Annotated in this window: 16 protein-coding genes and 1 other annotated feature (1 of these 17 cut by a window edge); of the genes, 4 read left to right on the forward strand and 12 right to left on the reverse strand. The window is 53.5% G+C overall.

The genetic code is table 11. The features are described from left to right. Positions 1-206, reverse strand: a binding site (T-box leader); it reaches 34 nt to the left of the window's first position. A 135-nt stretch (positions 207-341) separates the two neighbouring features. The 6 genes from rsfS to JQC72_RS03580 all read right to left on the reverse strand — a co-directional run bounded on the left by rsfS (position 342) and on the right by JQC72_RS03580 (position 4,779). After that, a complete protein-coding gene (rsfS, locus tag JQC72_RS03555) occupies positions 342-686 on the reverse strand; it encodes a ribosome silencing factor (RefSeq protein ID WP_205492836.1) in 345 nt (114 codons plus the stop codon). Between the two features lie 14 nt (positions 687-700). Next, positions 701-1,279 carry a bis(5'-nucleosyl)-tetraphosphatase (symmetrical) YqeK gene (yqeK, locus tag JQC72_RS03560; RefSeq protein ID WP_205492838.1) on the reverse strand — a complete coding sequence of 193 codons (579 nt, stop codon included), beginning with the start codon at positions 1,277-1,279 and terminating at the stop codon, positions 701-703. Beyond that, positions 1,269-1,853 (reverse strand): nicotinate-nucleotide adenylyltransferase, encoded by a 585-nt coding sequence (locus tag JQC72_RS03565; protein ID WP_205492840.1) that lies wholly within the window; start codon positions 1,851-1,853, stop codon positions 1,269-1,271. The genes yqeK and JQC72_RS03565 overlap by 11 nt, the downstream gene beginning before the upstream one ends. 21 nt (positions 1,854-1,874) lie before the next feature. Then, entirely contained in the window at positions 1,875-2,726 is an 852-nt protein-coding gene (locus JQC72_RS03570) for a shikimate dehydrogenase (RefSeq protein WP_205492842.1), read from the reverse strand. A 425-nt stretch (positions 2,727-3,151) separates the two neighbouring features. After that, positions 3,152-4,276 (reverse strand): ribosome biogenesis GTPase YqeH, encoded by a 1,125-nt coding sequence (gene yqeH, locus JQC72_RS03575; protein WP_205492844.1) that lies wholly within the window; start codon positions 4,274-4,276, stop codon positions 3,152-3,154. Continuing rightward, a complete protein-coding gene (locus tag JQC72_RS03580; RefSeq protein WP_205492846.1) occupies positions 4,258-4,779 on the reverse strand; it encodes a YqeG family HAD IIIA-type phosphatase in 522 nt (173 codons plus the stop codon). Before JQC72_RS03580 ends, yqeH begins: the two co-directional genes overlap by 19 nt. A gap of 437 nt (positions 4,780-5,216) precedes the next feature. Here JQC72_RS03580 and JQC72_RS03585 point away from each other — a divergent pair, with 437 nt between their 5' ends. Beyond that, positions 5,217-7,109, forward strand: a complete 1,893-nt coding sequence (locus tag JQC72_RS03585; RefSeq protein WP_205492848.1) for an alkaline phosphatase D family protein — start codon at positions 5,217-5,219, stop codon at positions 7,107-7,109. 435 nt (positions 7,110-7,544) lie between these two features. Beyond that, the gene (locus JQC72_RS03590; RefSeq protein ID WP_205492855.1) at positions 7,545-8,651 is read left to right on the forward strand and encodes a M24 family metallopeptidase; all 1,107 of its coding nucleotides are present in this window, start codon (positions 7,545-7,547) and stop codon (positions 8,649-8,651) included. A 368-nt stretch (positions 8,652-9,019) separates the two neighbouring features. Here the strand turns inward: JQC72_RS03590 and JQC72_RS03595 are convergent, their stop codons facing one another. The 4 genes from JQC72_RS03595 to JQC72_RS03610 form a co-directional block, all read right to left on the reverse strand. Next, positions 9,020-10,540, reverse strand: a complete 1,521-nt coding sequence (locus JQC72_RS03595) for a class I adenylate-forming enzyme family protein (protein ID WP_205492857.1) — start codon at positions 10,538-10,540, stop codon at positions 9,020-9,022. 375 nt (positions 10,541-10,915) lie between these two features. Next, complete coding sequence (locus JQC72_RS03600) at positions 10,916-11,203, reverse strand: hypothetical protein (RefSeq protein WP_205492859.1); 288 nt, start codon at positions 11,201-11,203, stop codon at positions 10,916-10,918. 18 nt (positions 11,204-11,221) lie between these two features. Next, complete coding sequence (locus JQC72_RS16780) at positions 11,222-11,449, reverse strand: alkaline phosphatase D family protein (RefSeq protein WP_205492861.1); 228 nt, start codon at positions 11,447-11,449, stop codon at positions 11,222-11,224. 119 nt (positions 11,450-11,568) lie between these two features. Then, the gene (locus tag JQC72_RS03610; RefSeq protein ID WP_205492862.1) at positions 11,569-13,134 is read right to left on the reverse strand and encodes an amidase domain-containing protein; all 1,566 of its coding nucleotides are present in this window, start codon (positions 13,132-13,134) and stop codon (positions 11,569-11,571) included. Positions 13,135-13,511: 377 nt separating this feature from the next. Between JQC72_RS03610 and JQC72_RS03615 the strand changes: the two genes are divergently transcribed. Then, a complete protein-coding gene (locus JQC72_RS03615) occupies positions 13,512-14,093 on the forward strand; it encodes a TetR/AcrR family transcriptional regulator (protein WP_205492863.1) in 582 nt (193 codons plus the stop codon). Positions 14,094-14,107: 14 nt separating this feature from the next. Continuing rightward, positions 14,108-14,416: a DMT family transporter gene (locus JQC72_RS03620; RefSeq protein ID WP_205492865.1), complete on the forward strand. Its 309-nt coding sequence runs from the start codon at positions 14,108-14,110 to the stop codon at positions 14,414-14,416. Positions 14,417-14,787: 371 nt separating this feature from the next. Here JQC72_RS03620 and sigK read toward each other — a convergent pair whose 3' ends face one another. Both sigK and JQC72_RS03630 read right to left on the reverse strand, forming a co-directional pair. Next, entirely contained in the window at positions 14,788-15,492 is a 705-nt protein-coding gene (gene sigK / locus JQC72_RS03625) for an RNA polymerase sporulation sigma factor SigK (RefSeq protein ID WP_335342387.1), read from the reverse strand. 191 nt (positions 15,493-15,683) lie between these two features. Beyond that, positions 15,684-17,348 carry a serine hydrolase domain-containing protein gene (locus JQC72_RS03630; protein ID WP_205492869.1) on the reverse strand — a complete coding sequence of 555 codons (1,665 nt, stop codon included), beginning with the start codon at positions 17,346-17,348 and terminating at the stop codon, positions 15,684-15,686. Positions 17,349-17,927: the final 579 nt, after the last annotated feature.

The raw sequence follows: 17,927 nt of genomic DNA on the forward strand, positions 1-17,927 counted from the left end.
GTACCACCCTAGTTGACATTTGTACGGCGTCTGCCGGACAAATGCCCACTCCTTCATCCGTAACGGGGATGTTCCGCCGGACAGTACTGAGCTTTCCCATCCGGAGCGATGAGGCGAGTTCACCCAACCTCTCTGATCGGCTTGCACCTGATGCCGACTCTCTGAGCAGAGTAAGCTGGATTACTACTCCTCATCCAAGCTTTGTCGAATCTTGGCTTTTAGCGACGTTTGATTCACATTATATGAAACAGCTTGGACAAGTGTCAATGGGTTTTGAACCATTTGTTCACGTGTTTTTAACATTGTTCACAAAATGGACCCATTTCAAACCGGTTCATGATTCACTGAACCTGTCGAATTTCCCTGGCATCGCCCCACAACCGTTCCAGGTCGTAAAATTCGCGTTCATCCTTGTGGAAGACGTGGACGACTACATCTCCGAGGTCCATCAGTACCCAGCGCGCCTCGGCAAACCCTTCGATTCCTCTGAGAGGAACCTTTGCCTCGTGCATCTTGTCCTTGATCGCAGTCACAATGGCTTGCACTTGCTTTTGCGAATTTCCGTGACAGATGACGAAGTAATCGGCGATCACCGATAATCCACGGATATCCAGGATGGTGACACGCTGTGCCTTTTTCTCCTCGGCAGTCGCAGCCGCCAATTGCGCAATCTCCACCAGGTTCAAAAACGATACCCTCCTCAGGATGAATTTTTTCCTGACACCCGCTCCAACACATCGTTGCGGGCCAAAAGCGTCAACGGATACACCTTTTGACCACGGTCAATCAGGAAGCGAATCGTGTTGTCGAGTGCCATCAGCACGGCACGGTCCAAATCGGATTCGGCCACGGCGCGCACTTCGTCCACACCGGGAAACCGTCGGCCGGGTTCGATGTAATCCGCTAGAAATATCACTTGTTCCAAACGCGTCATGTTCGGCCGTCCGGTCGTATGGTAACGGATCGCGTCCAACACCTCGGGGTCCGTTACCCCCAGGCACTCGCGCACCGCTTCGGCACCGACGGGGGCATGCCACAATTCTTTATTATAGTGTAACAGATCCGACGGTAAATGATGACGAAGAATCCAGTCCCGCATGCGTTCATCCGGCCAATATTTGCAGTAATCATGCAGTATGCCCGCCAAATCGGCCTTTTCCTTATCGGCTCCGAACCGATCGGCCAGTCGAACGGCCGTCTCCGCCACGCGCAAAGTGTGTTCAAACCGCGATCGCGGCAGTTCCTTTTCTACAGCTTGCAACAATGCCTCACGTTCCATACAATCTCTTCCCCTTGATGTACTTGCGCACCGGTTCCGGCAAAAGATACCGCGCGGAAGCACCGCTCGCCAGTTGCCGGCGAATCTGTGTGGACGAGACATTCACGGTGACGGGATCTCGCACCCAGATCACTTTCTCCGCGATCTCCGGGGGCAAAGCGTCCGTTGTCGTTCCGGGACGCGCGTGTCCGATGATGTCCACCATTTGCAGGATTTCCTCTATTTTATACCAATTCGGCAAATCATTCACCATGTCCCCGCCCACGATGAGAAAAAACCGATCGCGTGGATGCTGTGCGCACAGCTGGCGAACCGTATCCACGGTATAGGACGGTCCAGGTCGTTGCAACTCAACCGTGGACAATCGAAACTTGGGATGATCGCGAATCGCCAGCCTGACCATTTCCACCCGATGTTCTGCAGGTGTGATGTCCTGTCCCGGCTTGTGGGGCGGAGATGCTGCCGGGATGAACCACACCTCGTCCAACCCGGCACTTTGCCATGCCTGTTCGGCAATGATCAGATGCCCGATATGAATCGGGTCAAACGTGCCGCCAAAAATGCCGATGTTCATCACACATCCTCATTTCCACCATCATTCTCCTTGCAGTGAGGCTTCCAGCACCTCCCGCATGATTTCAACCGGCGCAGGACGTCCCATCCAGTGTTCAAACGCCAACACCGCTTGATAGAGCAACATGCCCAATCCGGAATGCACACGGGCTCCCCGCTTTTTCGCCTCTGCCAACAACCGGGTCCACTTCGGCCGGTAAATCAGATCACTCACGATGAGCCGGTCATGCAAACAGGACGGGTTGATCGGGATCTCGTCCGCATGCGGATGCATTCCCACGGATGTGGTTTGCACCAGCAGGGTGGTTTCCTCCATCACCCGGTCGATCTCAGACAACCCGACGACATCTGTCGCCGTCCACTGCCGGAGATGGGCGGCCAGCTTTTCCGCTTTTTCCACCGTGCGGTTGGCCACCGTGATATGCCGCACCCCCGCCGTCGCCAATGCATGTCCCACCGCCCGGGCCGCGCCGCCGGCACCGATCATCAATACGCGTTGCGCTGTAATTTCCAAGCCGGTCTCTTCCCGAAGCGAGCGCAGATAGCCCGCACCGTCGGTATTGTATCCGACCAATCGACCGTTGTCGTTGACCACCGTGTTGACGGCACCGATGGCCTTGGCCGTTTCATCCACTTCGTCCAACCATTCCATCACGGCGACTTTGTGCGGGATCGTCACATTCCAACCACGGACACCCAAGGCGCGCAAACCGCGAACGGCATCGCTCAACGCTTCCGGAGCCACGTCGAACGCCGCATATAAATAAGGGAGGCCGGCCGCCTGAAACGCACGATTCATCATCTCCGGCGATTTGGAATGGGCCACCGGATGACCCAACAAGGCCACGACACCGGTCGTTCCGTCGATGTGCATAGGTGATGCTCTCCTCTCCCCCATTTTAACCTTTTCCAAGTTCTCGAAAGATGAAACCCGCGGGCGGACTCGTTTTCTTCACTCGCTCCGACCGGGGTGCAAAACGCGGGCAAAGTACGCTTCGCTGAGAGGAAATTGCCCGCGATTTCATTCCTGCGCTTTCCGGGTCTTCGCTCGGTCGGGCTTGGTAGTCGCTCACCAGGGAAAACGTTGCCCCCTTATGGAAATAACCAGACACATCCTGGAGTGTGTCTGATTTATATCGTCCGCATCACTTTCCGGCTCTCGCTCTCTGCGCTTCTTCCGGAACAGAGCAAGGCGTCCCGAAGCATGTTATTGCAAACTCGTTCCAGGAAGCTCTGGCATCACTCGCTTTAGAAAACCCGCTCCCATTATCCCTTTGATATTGCCTGTTGAAGCCATTGCTAGATGACAGACGGACGCAATTCCACTTGGATGCCTTCCGGCACCCATACTTCGATCCCGGCCGCTTCTTTACCGACAGCGACCCAACCGAGACCGGCGATCACCAGATCCTGCTTTCTGCCGCCCGGAATGTGGAATCGATGTTTGCGCCAAGGGGGCAAGACGGACGGATCATCCGGCGGCACCAACAGGTCTCCCAGATGCGCACGTTGGATTGCATCCGCTTTTTCATACTTGGTCCGGTGAATGTACAACGCATTGGAGACATACAACACAAACGGCTGACGGGGTCCCTCGATAAAATCGACACGTGCCAAGCCGCCCAGAAACAGCGTTTGCCGGTCGTTCAGCTGATACACGCGCGGGTTGATCGTGCCTCTGGGTACGATGACCTTCAAATCGGCGGGAGAAACCCATTCGCTCAACCGATCCTTTCGTACGATGCCGGGAGTGTCAATCAGTACGCGTCCGTCTTCCAACGGAATCCGGATTGTATCCAAGGTCGTGCCCGGATACGGCGAGGTCGTGATCGGTTGACCTCCGTCGCCGAAATCATGCAACAAACGGTTGATCAACGTTGATTTCCCCACGTTGGTGACGCCGACGATGTACACGTCCCTGCCCTGGCGGTGACGCTCGATGGCCGCCATCACTTCCCGTATGTAAAAACCTTTGGCTGCACTGCACAGCACGATATCCACCGGATTCGCGCCGAGGCGCTCAGCCGACCGGCGCACCCATTCACGAATCCGCCCGTGCTTGACCGATTTGGGGAACAAATCGATTTTGTTTGCTACCAACAGAAGGGGATTCTCCCCGATCCATCGAGGCAGATCCGGAATCCAACTGCCGTTGAAGTCAAACAGGTCGACCACTTGAACGACAAGACCGTCCGTATCCGCAATCCGGCGCAGCAAGTCCTCATAGTAGCCGGGGTCCTGGAGGACAGGTGCCACTTCGTTATAATGCCGTATACGAAAACAACGCTGGCAAACGGCATCCTGATTCGCCTCCGCCAGCACCTTTTCCGGAACATATCCCGGTTGTTTCGGGTCCGCGGCTTGCAGCGGAACACCGCATCCCACACAGTACAACGCCGATTCCCTCACGGGCGATCCCCCCATTGTAACATTCCCTTCTCTTTCATCCAACGAAAGACGATCCGTTCCATCATCCGGTTGATCTTGGTGAAGAAACCTTCCGATTCGGAAATCGGCACAACCAGAATCGCAAACAGGCCCATTCGTTTGGCACCCAACACATCGGTGAACAACTGGTCACCGATCACCACGGTTTCTTCCGGTTTGGTCTCCAGGTGCCGCAACGCCTTTTTAAACGCGCTGGAGAGCGGTTTCTTGGCACGGTGAATGAATGGAATCTGCAAGGGTGTCGCAAACCGTGACACACGTGTGCGCGTGTTGTTGGAAACGATCATCACGCGAAATCCCATCCCCCGTACCTGGTCCAACCAACTGACCAATTTGGGGGTGGCGTCGGGGCGGTCCGCTTCCACCAAGGTGTTGTCCAAATCAACAATGGCCGCTTTGACCCCGCGACGTTGCAGCAGATGAAGGTCAATATCATAAATGGATTGTACATACAGATCGGGAACAATCGCTTTAAACACAGGCCCACCTCATCGATCGTCCGTACTTAATATCGGCAATAACTATACCACATTTATCCCACCAAGAGCAAAAGGAACACCGCATTGAAACCATGTTCACTCCACTTTTCAATTGATTCACGCAGATGAAAGCGGGCTTTTTGCTGTATCCCCCCTGCGGGAGTGCATAGAGCAACAATAAAAGAGTGTGACTTGCTCCGCCGGCTGAAGCACAAAGGCACCCTTTGGTCGCCGTGGGCTTCTCGCTTGATCCGGCGTGACAATCCACATCCATCCACAAAGGCTTCACTCAAACCTGGAAAAGGTTTGGCTCTCATTCGCATTTTATGACAGGCATTCACCCTCATCTTTTCGAAAGATTTTAACAGTAACGATAATGTACATTCATATGCCTTTGTTATGGTGAAAGCAATCGGTTGTCCAAAGGAGGATGGGAAATGAGTGATCGAAAGACCCCTACGATCGACCTAGGTCGGCGGGTATTTCTCAAATCGCTGCTCACCGGATCGGCTTTGTTTCTCGTTGACAGCCTGACGAAAGGTCCGGTGGTCGCCATCTCCCGTACGGCCAACGCCGCACAAGCGGCCATCGCCACTTCTCGCTATCCTCGATTCCAAGCGCAATATGCTCCCGGGATGGGTTTTCCCCAATCCGTCGCCTCCGGCGATCCCACTCCGACCGGTGCCATGCTGTGGACACGGGTGGACCCTCGTGTCTCTCCGGGTCTTACCACAGACAAGGTGGACCCCGGTCTGGTGCAGTGGATGCAAGACCCCGCCTCATCCCCAAATGAAGACGTCATCGAGGCGATTCGCCAAGGGCGTTTTGTCCAGTTTGAAATCAGCGAACAAGCGGACTTCTCCCATATTGTACTCAGCGGCTTCGCACCGATTTACCAGGATTATGACCATATCGTCAAAGTGGATGTGGACGGACGCCTTCAACCGCAAACCACCTATTATTACCGGTTTATCACGCGTTCCGGTCATGTCAGCCGCACCGGCCGGTTCCGAACCCTCCCCACGGCGGGTGCGCCTGTGCGTTCCGTCCGTTTCGGTTACGTTTCCTGCGCCGACTACACGAACGGCTACTACAACGCATACCGAATGCTGGCGGAGGAGGAACTGGATTTCGTCATCCATCTGGGGGACTACGTATATGAGTCGGTCGGCGACCCTCAGTACCAAAACCCGCTGCCCGACCGGCAAATCCATCTGCCCGGCGGGAAGTCGAAAGCATTCACCCTGGCGGACTACCGAACGCTTTATCAAACTTACCGATCCGATCCCGATCTGCAGCGCCTGCATGAACGGCATGCCATGATCGCCATCTGGGATGATCACGAATTTGCCAACGATACGTATTTCCCGGCCGTTGCTCCCGACGACAGCCCGGAATCTGATCCGTCACGCCGGTTGACGGCCAACCGCGTATGGTTTGAGTACATGCCGGCACGCGTCACTTTTGATGAAACGCAATCATTTGACCGTTCCATCCGCATTTACCGTTCCTTTTCCTGGGGAGACCTGGCCGAATTCGTATTGACCGATCAACGGCTCTACCGCAGCGCCCACCCGTGCGGAGAGAAGGAACTGGGCGAACGTTACCTGTCCCCCGGCTGTCCCCGTATGAACGACCCGGACCAGACGATGCTGGGGGAGGAACAAAAAGCTTGGTTCCTCGATCGGATGAAATCCACTGCGGCATTGTGGAAAATCTGGGCCAATGAAGTCCAGTACACCCCTTTGAAACTGTTCGGACAGTATCTCAATCTGGATGCATGGGACGGCTACGCAGGCGAACGCCGTGAGGTGACGGAGGCGCTGAAAAAAGCAGGCGTTCGCAATTGGATCACGATCACGGGTGATTTGCACACTTTTGAAGCGAACTTGATCCATACTGATTACGACAACGCGTCCGACGAACAGGCGGTGGGTGTGGAACTGATGGTCGGCTCGGTCACCTCTTCCAATTTGAAAGAAATGCTGAAACAAACGATTCATGGATCGATCTCCGGTTCCAATCCGTTGCCGCTTTCGGCTGTCAAGCAAATGATTGCCGACGTTTACGGCCCGGTGTCATCCTTGTCCGAAGGCATCATGGACGAAGTGATTCGTCGGTTGTCCGAACTCATCACCATGCAAAATCCCTGGATCAAACGGTTTGACAGCACCACACACGGTTACGCCGTGATGGAATTGACGCGGGACAAAGCCACTTGGCGTGCCTATGCGGTCAGCTCGATCCAATCCCGCGACGCACGTAAATCCCTGCTTTTCGAATGTGAGATTCCACGTGACCAGGCACGGTTGGACTTCTCACACGGTTGACGGGATACCATCCGGTTCGAGATGGCCGGAACGTGTCTGGTGAAAGTCCCATTGCTTTCCCGATTCGCTCCACCTGCGCCCTGTAAGGAAGCAGGGCATGGCCGCTCCAACACGGAACGCAGGACGCGGGCAGAGTACGCTTCGCTTAGAGGAAGTTGCTCGCGATTTCATTTCTGTGCTCTCTGGGTGTTCGCTCGGTCGAGCATCGGTCTTTGCTCACCCGGGAAAGCATTTACTCTCTCACAGATTTACCAGACAGGCCCTAGACAAGCACGTCCTTCCCACGTGCAATCTGTGGTGTTCTGTTTCACCTATTTCGTTTGACGGGAACTTCCCGTCTTTTTTTGTTTTTCCCTTGATTTTTTTCATAATCAGGCGGATGATGACATTGAGTATTCAAACACTGACCCCTTCTGTATAGAAAGGAGCAAATCCATGCAGGTGCGTTTGGAGAAACTTTCCTCATGGATCAAACAGGAATCGATCGATGCTGCGTTCCTCACCTCTACCGCCAATGTGTTCTACCTGTCCGGATTTCTTTGTCATCCGCATGAACGGCTGTTGGGGCTGTTTGTTTTTCCCGAAGCCGAACCGCTGTTGATCTGTCCGCAAATGGAAGTGAAACAGGCCAAAGATGCCGGATGGTCCTATCAGATCCTGGGTTACGACGATACCCAAAATCCGTGGGAAATGATCCGGGATGCGCTCATCTTCCGACAGATTCACCCGGACGGGGTTCGTACCCTGGCTGTGGAAAAGGATCATCTCTCCTACCGTCGTGCAGAATTATTGATGTCGATCTTTCCGGATGTCCGGCTCGTTTCGGCTGAAGAAAAGATGCATCAGCTGCGTATGATCAAAGATGCACAGGAGATCGGCATCATGCGGGAAGCGGCCCGCTTGGCCGATTATGGTGTGGAAGTGGGCATCTCCGCTTTGAAAGAAGGCGTCACCGAGACGGAAGTGGTCGCCGCGATCGAAATGGCGCTGAAACAAAAGGGGATTCAGGGCATGGCTTTTTCCACGATGGTGCTGTTCGGGGAAAAGTCCGGTCTGCCGCACGGCATACCGGGCAACCACCGTTTGCAGGAGGGAGATTTGGTCTTGTTCGACCTTGGGGTCGTACTGGAAGGTTACTGTTCGGACATTACCCGTACCGTCGCATACCGCTCGGTCGGAGAACAGCAGCGGGAAATCTATGAAACGGTGTTGCAGGCACAGCTCAACGCCCTGGGGAAATGCAAACCGGGAACGCCCATCGGAGAATTGGACAAGACTGCACGGGACGTGATCGAAAAAGCGGGCTACGGCAATCATTTTCCGCATCGGCTCGGACACGGTCTCGGCATCGAGGTGCATGAGTATCCTTCGTTGACCGAAACCAACATGGACCCGCTGCAACCGGGCATGGCCATTACCGTGGAGCCGGGTATCTATGTGGAGGGCGTCGGCGGTGTGCGGATCGAGGACGACGTGATCATCACCGAAGAGGGATGCGAGATTCTTACCGGTTTTTCCAAAGAATTGCGGATCGTGGGTTGAACAACCTAAAGCATTTTGAGTGATTTGAAAATGGGGTTAGCCGGGTGAAATCCAATAGGGTCACCCGGTTTTTTATCAGAATGTCAGAAGGAGAAATTTTCATGGCGCTCCTTTTCAACGGCGCAGCTCATCTTTCTTATGTTCGTCCTCGTTATTGAGCCATGGCCATTTCTCTCCGGATGGAAGCCGGGCAAATCATGAAAGAAGCCGGTCACCGTCTTGTAAGACATTTTTCATTCCATCACATTACAAAAAATAATCGGGACGAAAACGAGATAGAAGGGCCGGATATGTGAAGATGAAAACTCTTTCCGGACCCTCCATCCATTTCGCAAACGCTCATCGGCCCCCATAGGGGGGCCTTCAACTCAATGCACCTGTTCTTGTTGATTGGCATGTTGACGAAGCATGTACTTCATCACTTTCCCCATGCTGTTTTTCGGCAGTTCCTCCGCAAAGACGACTTCATGCAGAAAGTGATCGGGCAAATGCCGGCGGACATGGGTGATGATCTCTTCTTCGGTCATCGAGCTTCCTTCTTTCAGCACGACATAAGCCCGGGCAAGTTCGCCACTTACAGGATGCGCGACACCGACCACGGCGGACTCGGCCACTTCCTCCAACTGATTGATAACCGATTCCACTTGTGCCGGAAACACATTTTCCCCGTTGTGGATGATCATGTCCCGCAGCCGGTCGACCACGTACAATAAGCCGTTCTCATCCATCCAGCCCACGTCCCGCGTATGGTACCAACCATTTCGAATCACTTCCCGGGTGGCTTCCTCCATATTCCAGTACCCTGCGAACATCAATGGTCCCCTTAAAACCACTTCTCCTTTTTCACCCGGAGGCAATGCTTCGCCCGTGGTGGGATCGACGATTTTCATCTCGGTCAGATAAACGGCTTTTCCAGCGGATTCGCATGTCTCCAGACCATATTCCGGCAACCAAAACGTGGCGGCTCCCGCATACTCCGTCGCGCCGTACACCTGCACCACATGATACCCGAAATCGTACATCCCCCGGATCAACTCCGCCGGCACCTTGTCCCCGCCGCAGATAATCATGCGAAGGGTAGGCACATCCGCATCCTGATGCTTCAACGACTCATACATGTAGCTGAGCATCGACGGCACGGAAAACATGATGTTAATCCTCTCAGCATTCAGGAGATCCCAAATCTGTACGGGGTGGAATTGGTCGTTCACGACCATCGTAAGGCCACGAACCAGGGCACAGACGGGAATGATCATACCACTGATGTGGAACAACGGGGTGACCACCAAAAACCGATCCCGGTACCGCCATTCCAATGTGGCCGTGTTGGCGATGCTGGCTGCGTACATATTGGTGTGGGTACATACGACCCCTTTGGAACGGCCGGTGGTTCCGGAGGTATAGATGATCACGGCGGGATCTTCCCCGATCACATCCACCTGCGGCTCTTCATCGGGATATCCTTCCACCAACTCCTCCAAAAAGGAATCGTCTTCTTCTATATCCATGCGAATTTCCTGCTGAAGGAAAGGAAGCGTTCCCAACAAAGGCGCAACCTGATCAAATTCTCCGTCGTAAAACAGAACTTTGGGGGTGCAGTCTTCCAATATGTAACGAATGCCATCCGTTTTGAGCCGCCAGTTGATCGGTACCGTTACGGCGCCGATTTTCGCCGCAGCCATATAGATAATCGGAAAATAATGACTGTTTTTGCAAATAAGTGCAACCCGATCCCCTTTTTGCACTTGCAATTGGAGCAGGTAATGGGCCAACCTGTTCACGATCCCATTGTATTCCCGGTATGTCAACCGTTTCGTCGGCGACACCACCGCCTCCACATCCGGTGACAACCGCGCCCGATGGCGTAGCAGCTCTCCAATGACGCTCACAGACAGGACCTCCTTGGTAATTGAAAGATTTATATCTTTGTACATACATGTTAGTATAGAAGTACCCCGTTAGTAAACGATCAAGCTCGTTGTTATAAATTTCTTAACACCCCCTTTACTGATTTCAGATTACCACAGGAATACCATTTCATGGATAACGGGAAATGATCCATGTTGATTGACACCATACGCAGGCGCTCTGAGTGCCACCGGATTCTCCGCAAACAGCCACGCTTTTCAACCGTGACAGTGCATCATGTGACACTTTCAGCCGTCCCCGTCTTTTGTAAACAATGATGATATCCCCCTTTTTTGGGAGGGTATGGGTGAGCTTCGTGATTCTTTGACAAGTTGTCCCTCTCGGGATGTAATGTTCTATCGGAAAGCCCGCTTGATGCCCCAAATTGCAAGGATGACAGCCAGTACGATGGAGATGCCACAGATGATAGGGAACCAAGAGAAATGAGATTGAAACACCACAGTCCCCACCGGGAGTGAATTTGGGGGAATATTGTTTTGGTGATCTGAAAGCTCACTCCAAACCTTGTCACCCGTGTTTGAGTGGATCCACAAAACCAATGACCATAGAAGCAGGAAGATAAGAATGAGGATTCCAGCTACTAATACCACCTTCAAAACCACAGAAAGGATCTTTCGAGCCATTTTGACTCTCCTCCCACGTCAACTGTCCATGGCAAATTCGTGATCATCCCAAATGGCGATCATGGCATGTCGTTCATGCAGGCGCTGCAGATCGGGATCGGATCGGTAAGTTTGATATGGTGTTCGGCAGTCCGCCAGAGGGAAGCTTTCGACTTTCCGCCGGGCAAATGGATTTGCCGGTCGGGCAGCGGGTTTTGGTACTGAGCGTCGCCGACCGCTTTTTGGCCATTCACAGATTTTTGACACTCGTTAGTAGTAGGAGAGACTGGTTCAAAAAAAGAAGCGTTCGACGGTTTATCATCCGTTACGAACGCTTTGTACATATCTATACAGCATTTTGTCCGTTAACTGTTCCTTGGCAGTATTCAATTACCGGTCGGTGCTTCATAGTTGGCCGATTGAATATCCCAACCGTACACTTTGAACCCGTACAGGATCCACAGACTCAACGGGTTATCCTTTTTATCCGTGGTGTGCTGGGTGACGTACACCTCGGTCGGTGTTACTTTCGTTACCACGGCGGAATGGTCGATGTCACCGTCACCATCCAGATCGGCCTGCACCACGTCGCCGATTTGCAGGTCAAACATCGACCGCACTGGTTTTGCACGGAATTTCAGATGTTTGTACAAGCTGTTGGCCACACCCCAGGAATAGGACGGTTTCTTGTCGCTGTAATACCAGTAGTTCGTTTTCTTCCATTCCACCAATCCACCCGCTTTCATCACTTGCGAAGCGAAATTGGTGCAATCGTACCAACAGTTGTAACATCCGCCGCTGACCCGGCTGTAATAGCCGAATTGCTCATTGTTCCGTTTGTTCCACCATTGGTACGCGTAATCCCTGGCTGCTTCCCGGTCGTACGGGATCAGACGGGACGAAGGTGGATTACCCTTGTTTTGATCGTCGCCCGGTTGGGGTTGCACCGTGCCGCCACCGCTGCTGCCATCGCTCCCGTTCCCTTGCTCATTGGGGGCGGTGGAACCCGGCACTTCGCCGCTCGGTGCATTGCCCGGTTGGCCCGGGACGTTTTGTTCCCGATCCGCACTTCCCTGGTTGGGTTCACTGTTGTTGGACCCGGGTGTACGGGTTTCTCCCTGATTACCGCCGACCGCATTTTGCTGGTCATCGGTTGCAGGTTGTTCCGGAATTGCGGGTTGTTCCGGATTGGTTCCCTGACCACTGCCATCCGCCGGTGCAGGCTGGGTGGAGATTCCTTCTCCCTCTTGTTGGTCAGTGCCTTGTTTCGGTTGGGACTTGGGTTCGGACCCTTTGACCGTTTCCGGTGACCCTTTCACTTCTTCTTTTTCTTTGCCGGATTTCGGCGAGCGATCCAGGGTCATGGGCAGATTTCCTTTTTTGTTCGGCAACAGATCCCGCAGTTCCGCCAGTTCGGTCCCCGTCAACTTTTCACCGGCAGCCAACTTCTTTTCCAGCTCGTTGATCCGCTTGTTCTTCTCTTGGTCTTCGTAGCGGTCCACGTCCCTGGCGTACTGAATGATCTTATCCCGCTCTTCTTTGCTGTAAGAAGCGAGATCCGTCGCCATCCCCTTGATGAAATCGCGGTATTTCGGATCATCCAGATCCGGCTTGATGTCCAGCTTTTTCTTTTTGATGCGATCTGCTGAGATTCGAATCGCTTCTTGGTGATCGCGCTTGATCTCTTCTTTGCTGACCGAATAGTTGGCATAATAGGAGAGCTTTTTCCCTGTTGTTTGCTCCCCGTCGGCATTCTTCTGAATCGAGGACAACTCCTCATCCAAGTTCTGCCCTTGATCCTCCGGTTCATCCGTCACGGCCGTCATCGGAACCGACTCCGTCTTTTTGACCGATTTGGGCGGTCCGCCGAACAATGTGTCGGAAAAGGCGTAAGCCGTGCCCAAGCCGACAACGACCACCAACCCCATCAGGAACAAAACCTTTCTCTTCAACCGTCCATCCCCTTCTCTATGAAAATATGAAAAGATGGCTATGATCTTATGATAGCTGCTTCATCAGACCAGTTCAATAGATTGAAAGAAGGACAAAACATGGCGAATATGTGGCGGAAGATTCAAGTGAAATCTTCCAGTGAAAGGTTTGCAATTATCTTCTTTCATTACAGGAACGGTGTTATCCAATGTGCAGGAAACGACGGCCGGCCAGGACGTGTCCGGCAATTCCACGTGGTATTGCTTCGATCACCGCGGGAAACCGTCATCCTTTGTTCGGATCGGTCACTCACTGGACAAACCGGTCGTCTTCCCCTTTACTTTTCATCTCAAGCAGAGTAAAATGAACCTACCTAACGTTAGGTAGGTGTCATGTCTTGACCACCAAACAGCGTATTCAACAAACCGCGATTCGCCTTTTTGCCCAATATGGTTATGAGGGCGCCTCCCTGTCGATGATCGCTCGGGAGGTGGGCATTCGAAAGCCTTCCATCTACGCTTTTTTTGCAAGCAAAGAGGCTTTGTTTCTGTCCGTCTTTGAAGAGATCATGAAGGCACATTTTGCCGATACCCAGAAATTGTTCGCTTCTTTGCAAGACAAACCGGTGAAAGAGCGATTGTACCGGCTGTTGACGAACGGCCTGACCTACGCATCCGAACACGGTGAAGCGTTCGCGTTTTACCAACGTGCGATGTTGTTTTCTCCCCCTGCTCTGCAGGAGAAGATCCGTGATCGGTTTTTGGAGGCCGAAACCTGGCTGACACGTGTTTTAAAGGATTGTTTCAAAGAAGGGATCCGAACGGGCGTCATTCGCGAGGCGAATCTCGATGATCTGATCGCCTCATACCTTTGTTTGTTGGATGGTGTACTGATTCAGTTGTTCTACTACGGTCCGGAAATGCTCCGTCGACGGATCGACGGCATTTGGCGGATCTACTGGTCGGGAATTTCACAGTGAGGAGGCTGATGGAGATGGCTTGGTTGTATCTGTTGGCGGCGGGTATATTGGAAGTAGTGTGGGCCATCGGGCTCAAGTATCAAAAAACGATCCCGATTGCTGTGACCATCGGTGGCATGATCGGCAGTTTTTTGTTGTTGTCCGCATCATTGAAAACGTTGCCCGTCGGCACCGCGTATGCCATATGGACCGGCATCGGGGCGGCCGGTACGGTATTGGTGGGCATGTTGTTTTTTGACGAGCCCAAAACCGCGCTCCGATTGGTTTTTCTGGTGCTGATCATCGGCGGCATTGTGGGACTGAAACTGACATCGGCTCATTAACCCTGTTTCATCTGTCAAATGATTATGTATTGTGGTAATATATTGATTGGGTAAGAGAGAGCGGAAAGCCTCACCGCCCGGGCCGAGTGATCGGCAAAGGGGGTGAGGCCTTGAAGGAATGGCTACAAGTCATCGCGGCTCTGCTGACCGCACTTGCAGCCATCGTCCGTCTCTTCCTGGACCATGGCAACCGATGCCGGTCCCGTCGGAAGAGGCGACGCTGAACCGCTGTTGTCGGGCATAATATAGGCCGTAAGTAAAGGGGGCAACTTTACTTACGGCCGCCGGCCCACGGTGGGGCAGTCCTGTGCGTTCTCTCTTGCCCTTATTATATGATAACCGTTTTCGCAAAATCAACACGACATCTGCCGCTACTTACCGCTTTTCACCCGGTAAAACTCGTGAAACAGCTTGATGAGTGCCCGCTTTTCAATCCGTGACACATACGAGCGTGAGATCCCCAGCTCTTTTGCGATCTCCCGTTGCGTTTTCTCATCCTCCCCGTTCAAGCCAAACCTGCTTTTGATCACCTCTTGCTCCCGTTCATCCAAGATATGCAGATGGCCGTAAATTTTCTTCTTCTCAATCTTCATCTGTACCAAATCCATCACTTCATCCCGTTCGGTACCCAATACATCAATGAGGGTGATTTCATTCCCCTCTTTGTCGGTTCCGATCGGGTCATGCAGTGAGACATCTTTACGAGCCTTTTTGAGCGACCGCAGATGCATCAGAATCTCATTCTCAATGCATCGCGCTGCATAGGTGGCCAATTTGGTGCCCTTGTCAGTTTGGTAGGACTCGATGGCCTTGATGAGACCAATCGTGCCGATGGAAATCAGGTCTTCCGAATCTTCTCCCGTGTTCTCGAACTTTTTGACGATGTGGGCAACCAACCGCAAGTTGTGTTCGATCAAGGTGTTGCGTGCTTTTTTGTCCCCTTGGGCCATGAGCCTGAGATGCTTTTCTTCCTCCTCTTCCGAGAGAGGTTGGGGAAATGCGTTGTTTTTGATATACGAGACAAACAGAACTGCCTCCCTCAGCATCATTGCCAAAGCCGCCAATATTTCCGGCACGCGCTCCACACCTCCGTCCACATTCCCTTTGCAGGTATTCTTAGCTATATGTACGGATGACTGGGCGCGTGCCTGTACGGGGGAAATCAACCAAAAGCAAACGCTTCCCATAGATTAGGGAAGCGTTGCAGATTTTGGGGCATTTAAATCAACCATTCTACCCAAATTCCGTTGGCTGTGGGCGATGGTTATCAATCACAACGTATCTCCCACCCATCGGATGACCAATCCAGCGGAATGGCTTTCCCGCTTTCATCCGTCACCACCGGATTTTGCACATACCATCCGCGGCCGTTGCCATAGGTGTCCGTATGATAGCGGAAACGGACATAACGGGTTTGAGCAGGCAGCGTCAGCGTGATCCGCCTCCACTCCCCACTGCCGCTCATCGGCGAACCGATGGCGGTCCAATGGGTACCGTCCGCTGACACTTCCACCACTCCCTGATCACGGTCCGGCTGTATGCGGTACCACGTCATGAAAGAGAGACTGTGAGGTTTCTCTGAAGGGTCCAACCGGTCGGACGTCAGCAGCCGGTCGAGATTGTCACCGTATCCGGCAAACCACGCTTCCTCTTTGCCGGGCAGGTTGACGGGGATCGCATCGGCCACGAATCGGGCGAACTGCCGGCGTACCGGGTTGGTGGAAACCGTTTGACGGGTAGGATGGACCCGGTTGGTCAACAAGACAGCGATCACACCGTTGGCGCGGTCAATGACCAACGAGGTGCCGGTATAGCCGGTGTGCCCCATGGTACGGGGAGAGGCCAACGCGTCCATATACCAATGTTGGTTCAGCTCCCAACCCAAGCCGTGATCCTGTCCCGGGAACATCCCGGTTTGATTGACCTCCATCAGTTTCACCGTATCCGGGCGGAGAATGCGTTTGCCACCATAGGCCCCTTTGTTGAGAATCATCTGGCTGAAAACCGCCAAATCGCGCGCCGTGGAGAAGACACCGGCATGACCGGCCACGCCTCCCAACGCCCAGGCGTTTTCGTCGTGAACCTGCCCCCACACCAATCCGCGTCCCGTCCACGGCTGATACTCTGTGGCGGCAATCCGATGCTTCAACTCTGCGGGAGGATGATACATCGTGTCCTTCATCCCCAATGGCGCGGTGATCTGTTCCTTGACAAACCGGTCCAGCCGCTCACCGGACAATCGCTCCACCAACGCTCCCAACGTGATGTAATTCAAATCCGAATACACGTAGGTGGTTCCCGGTTCATGGTCCAACGGATGAGTCAGAACATACCGCAACCGATCTTCCCTGCTTCCGGGCACCTTGTACAACGGCGTAAGCGGCCCGGGACGAAAACCGGACGTGTGCGTCATCAGCTGACGAATCGTCACCTTTTCCTTGCCGTTTTGCGCAAATTCCGGCAAGTAGCGGGCCACCGGGTCATCCAAGCGGAATTTCCCCTGTTCATACAATTTCATGACCGCCACAGCAGTAAAGATTTTGCTGATGGAAGCCACATCGAAGATCGTGTCCTGACGCATCGGCACCGGATGTTCCATCACCGTTCCCTGATCGTCAAGGTAGCGGGCGGCATCACCGTATGCGGTATGCTTGACCACCCCGCCGCTTCTGGCCACCAACACCACCGCTCCAGGCATGGCGCGATCGGCAATCGATTGTTGAATGAAAGCATCCACGGCGTCGAGCGGCGTTTCCCTCATCCCGACGGACTCCGGTGTTGCAGCATGCAGGACGGGGGTGAACGGAGCGGGATGCTCCCATGTAAACGGCGTGTTTATCCTGTCCGGTTGATGAGCCTCCGCGGGAAGCGGCAGCAGCAGGCTGAATCCCAACAAGATGGAACATGCTCGTTTCCACCATCTGTGCAACATTTTATCCAAGGACCCTCCCAGGTATCGAATTATCTATATATTATCAGAAAATAGATAAAATAACATGCAAACAGGTGACAAGGGCAGCCATTTTTCCACAAGCGACCTTAAAGCCTGTCGAATGAGAGAAGAGAGAAGCAAGAGGGAAAACGGCGCACCCGAAATTGCAATTGCCAGCAGTCTCAAACAGGGAGCTGTTCATCCCTGGCACGAGAGTGCAGTTGACCAGTGCTCAAACAGGTGGAAAGTACTGATATGTCCCGTGGTGAGCAGGGTGACCTTCCCGGGGCATCCTTCCAGCCAGGGCGTGTCTGGAAAATCCGTGTGGAGCAAATGATTTCACGGTTCAGCAACTTACCAAGCCGGCCAAGAGAGGACCCGGATAGCGCAGGCATGAAAATACGGGCCATTTCCTCTCAGCAAGCATATTGTCCCCGCGTCCCGCGCTCCGGGTCCATCACTTTCCTGGCAGGGCACAGGTGAAGCAACCGGAAAAGCAATCAGAAAGTATTCACCGGATACGCCCCAGCCGAACAGGAACGGTCCGGGAAAGGTACACTCCCTTCATGATACACAGCC

The organism is Polycladomyces zharkentensis, from assembly GCF_016938855.1.
GTDB classification, from domain to species: domain Bacteria; phylum Bacillota; class Bacilli; order Thermoactinomycetales; family JIR-001; genus Polycladomyces; species Polycladomyces zharkentensis.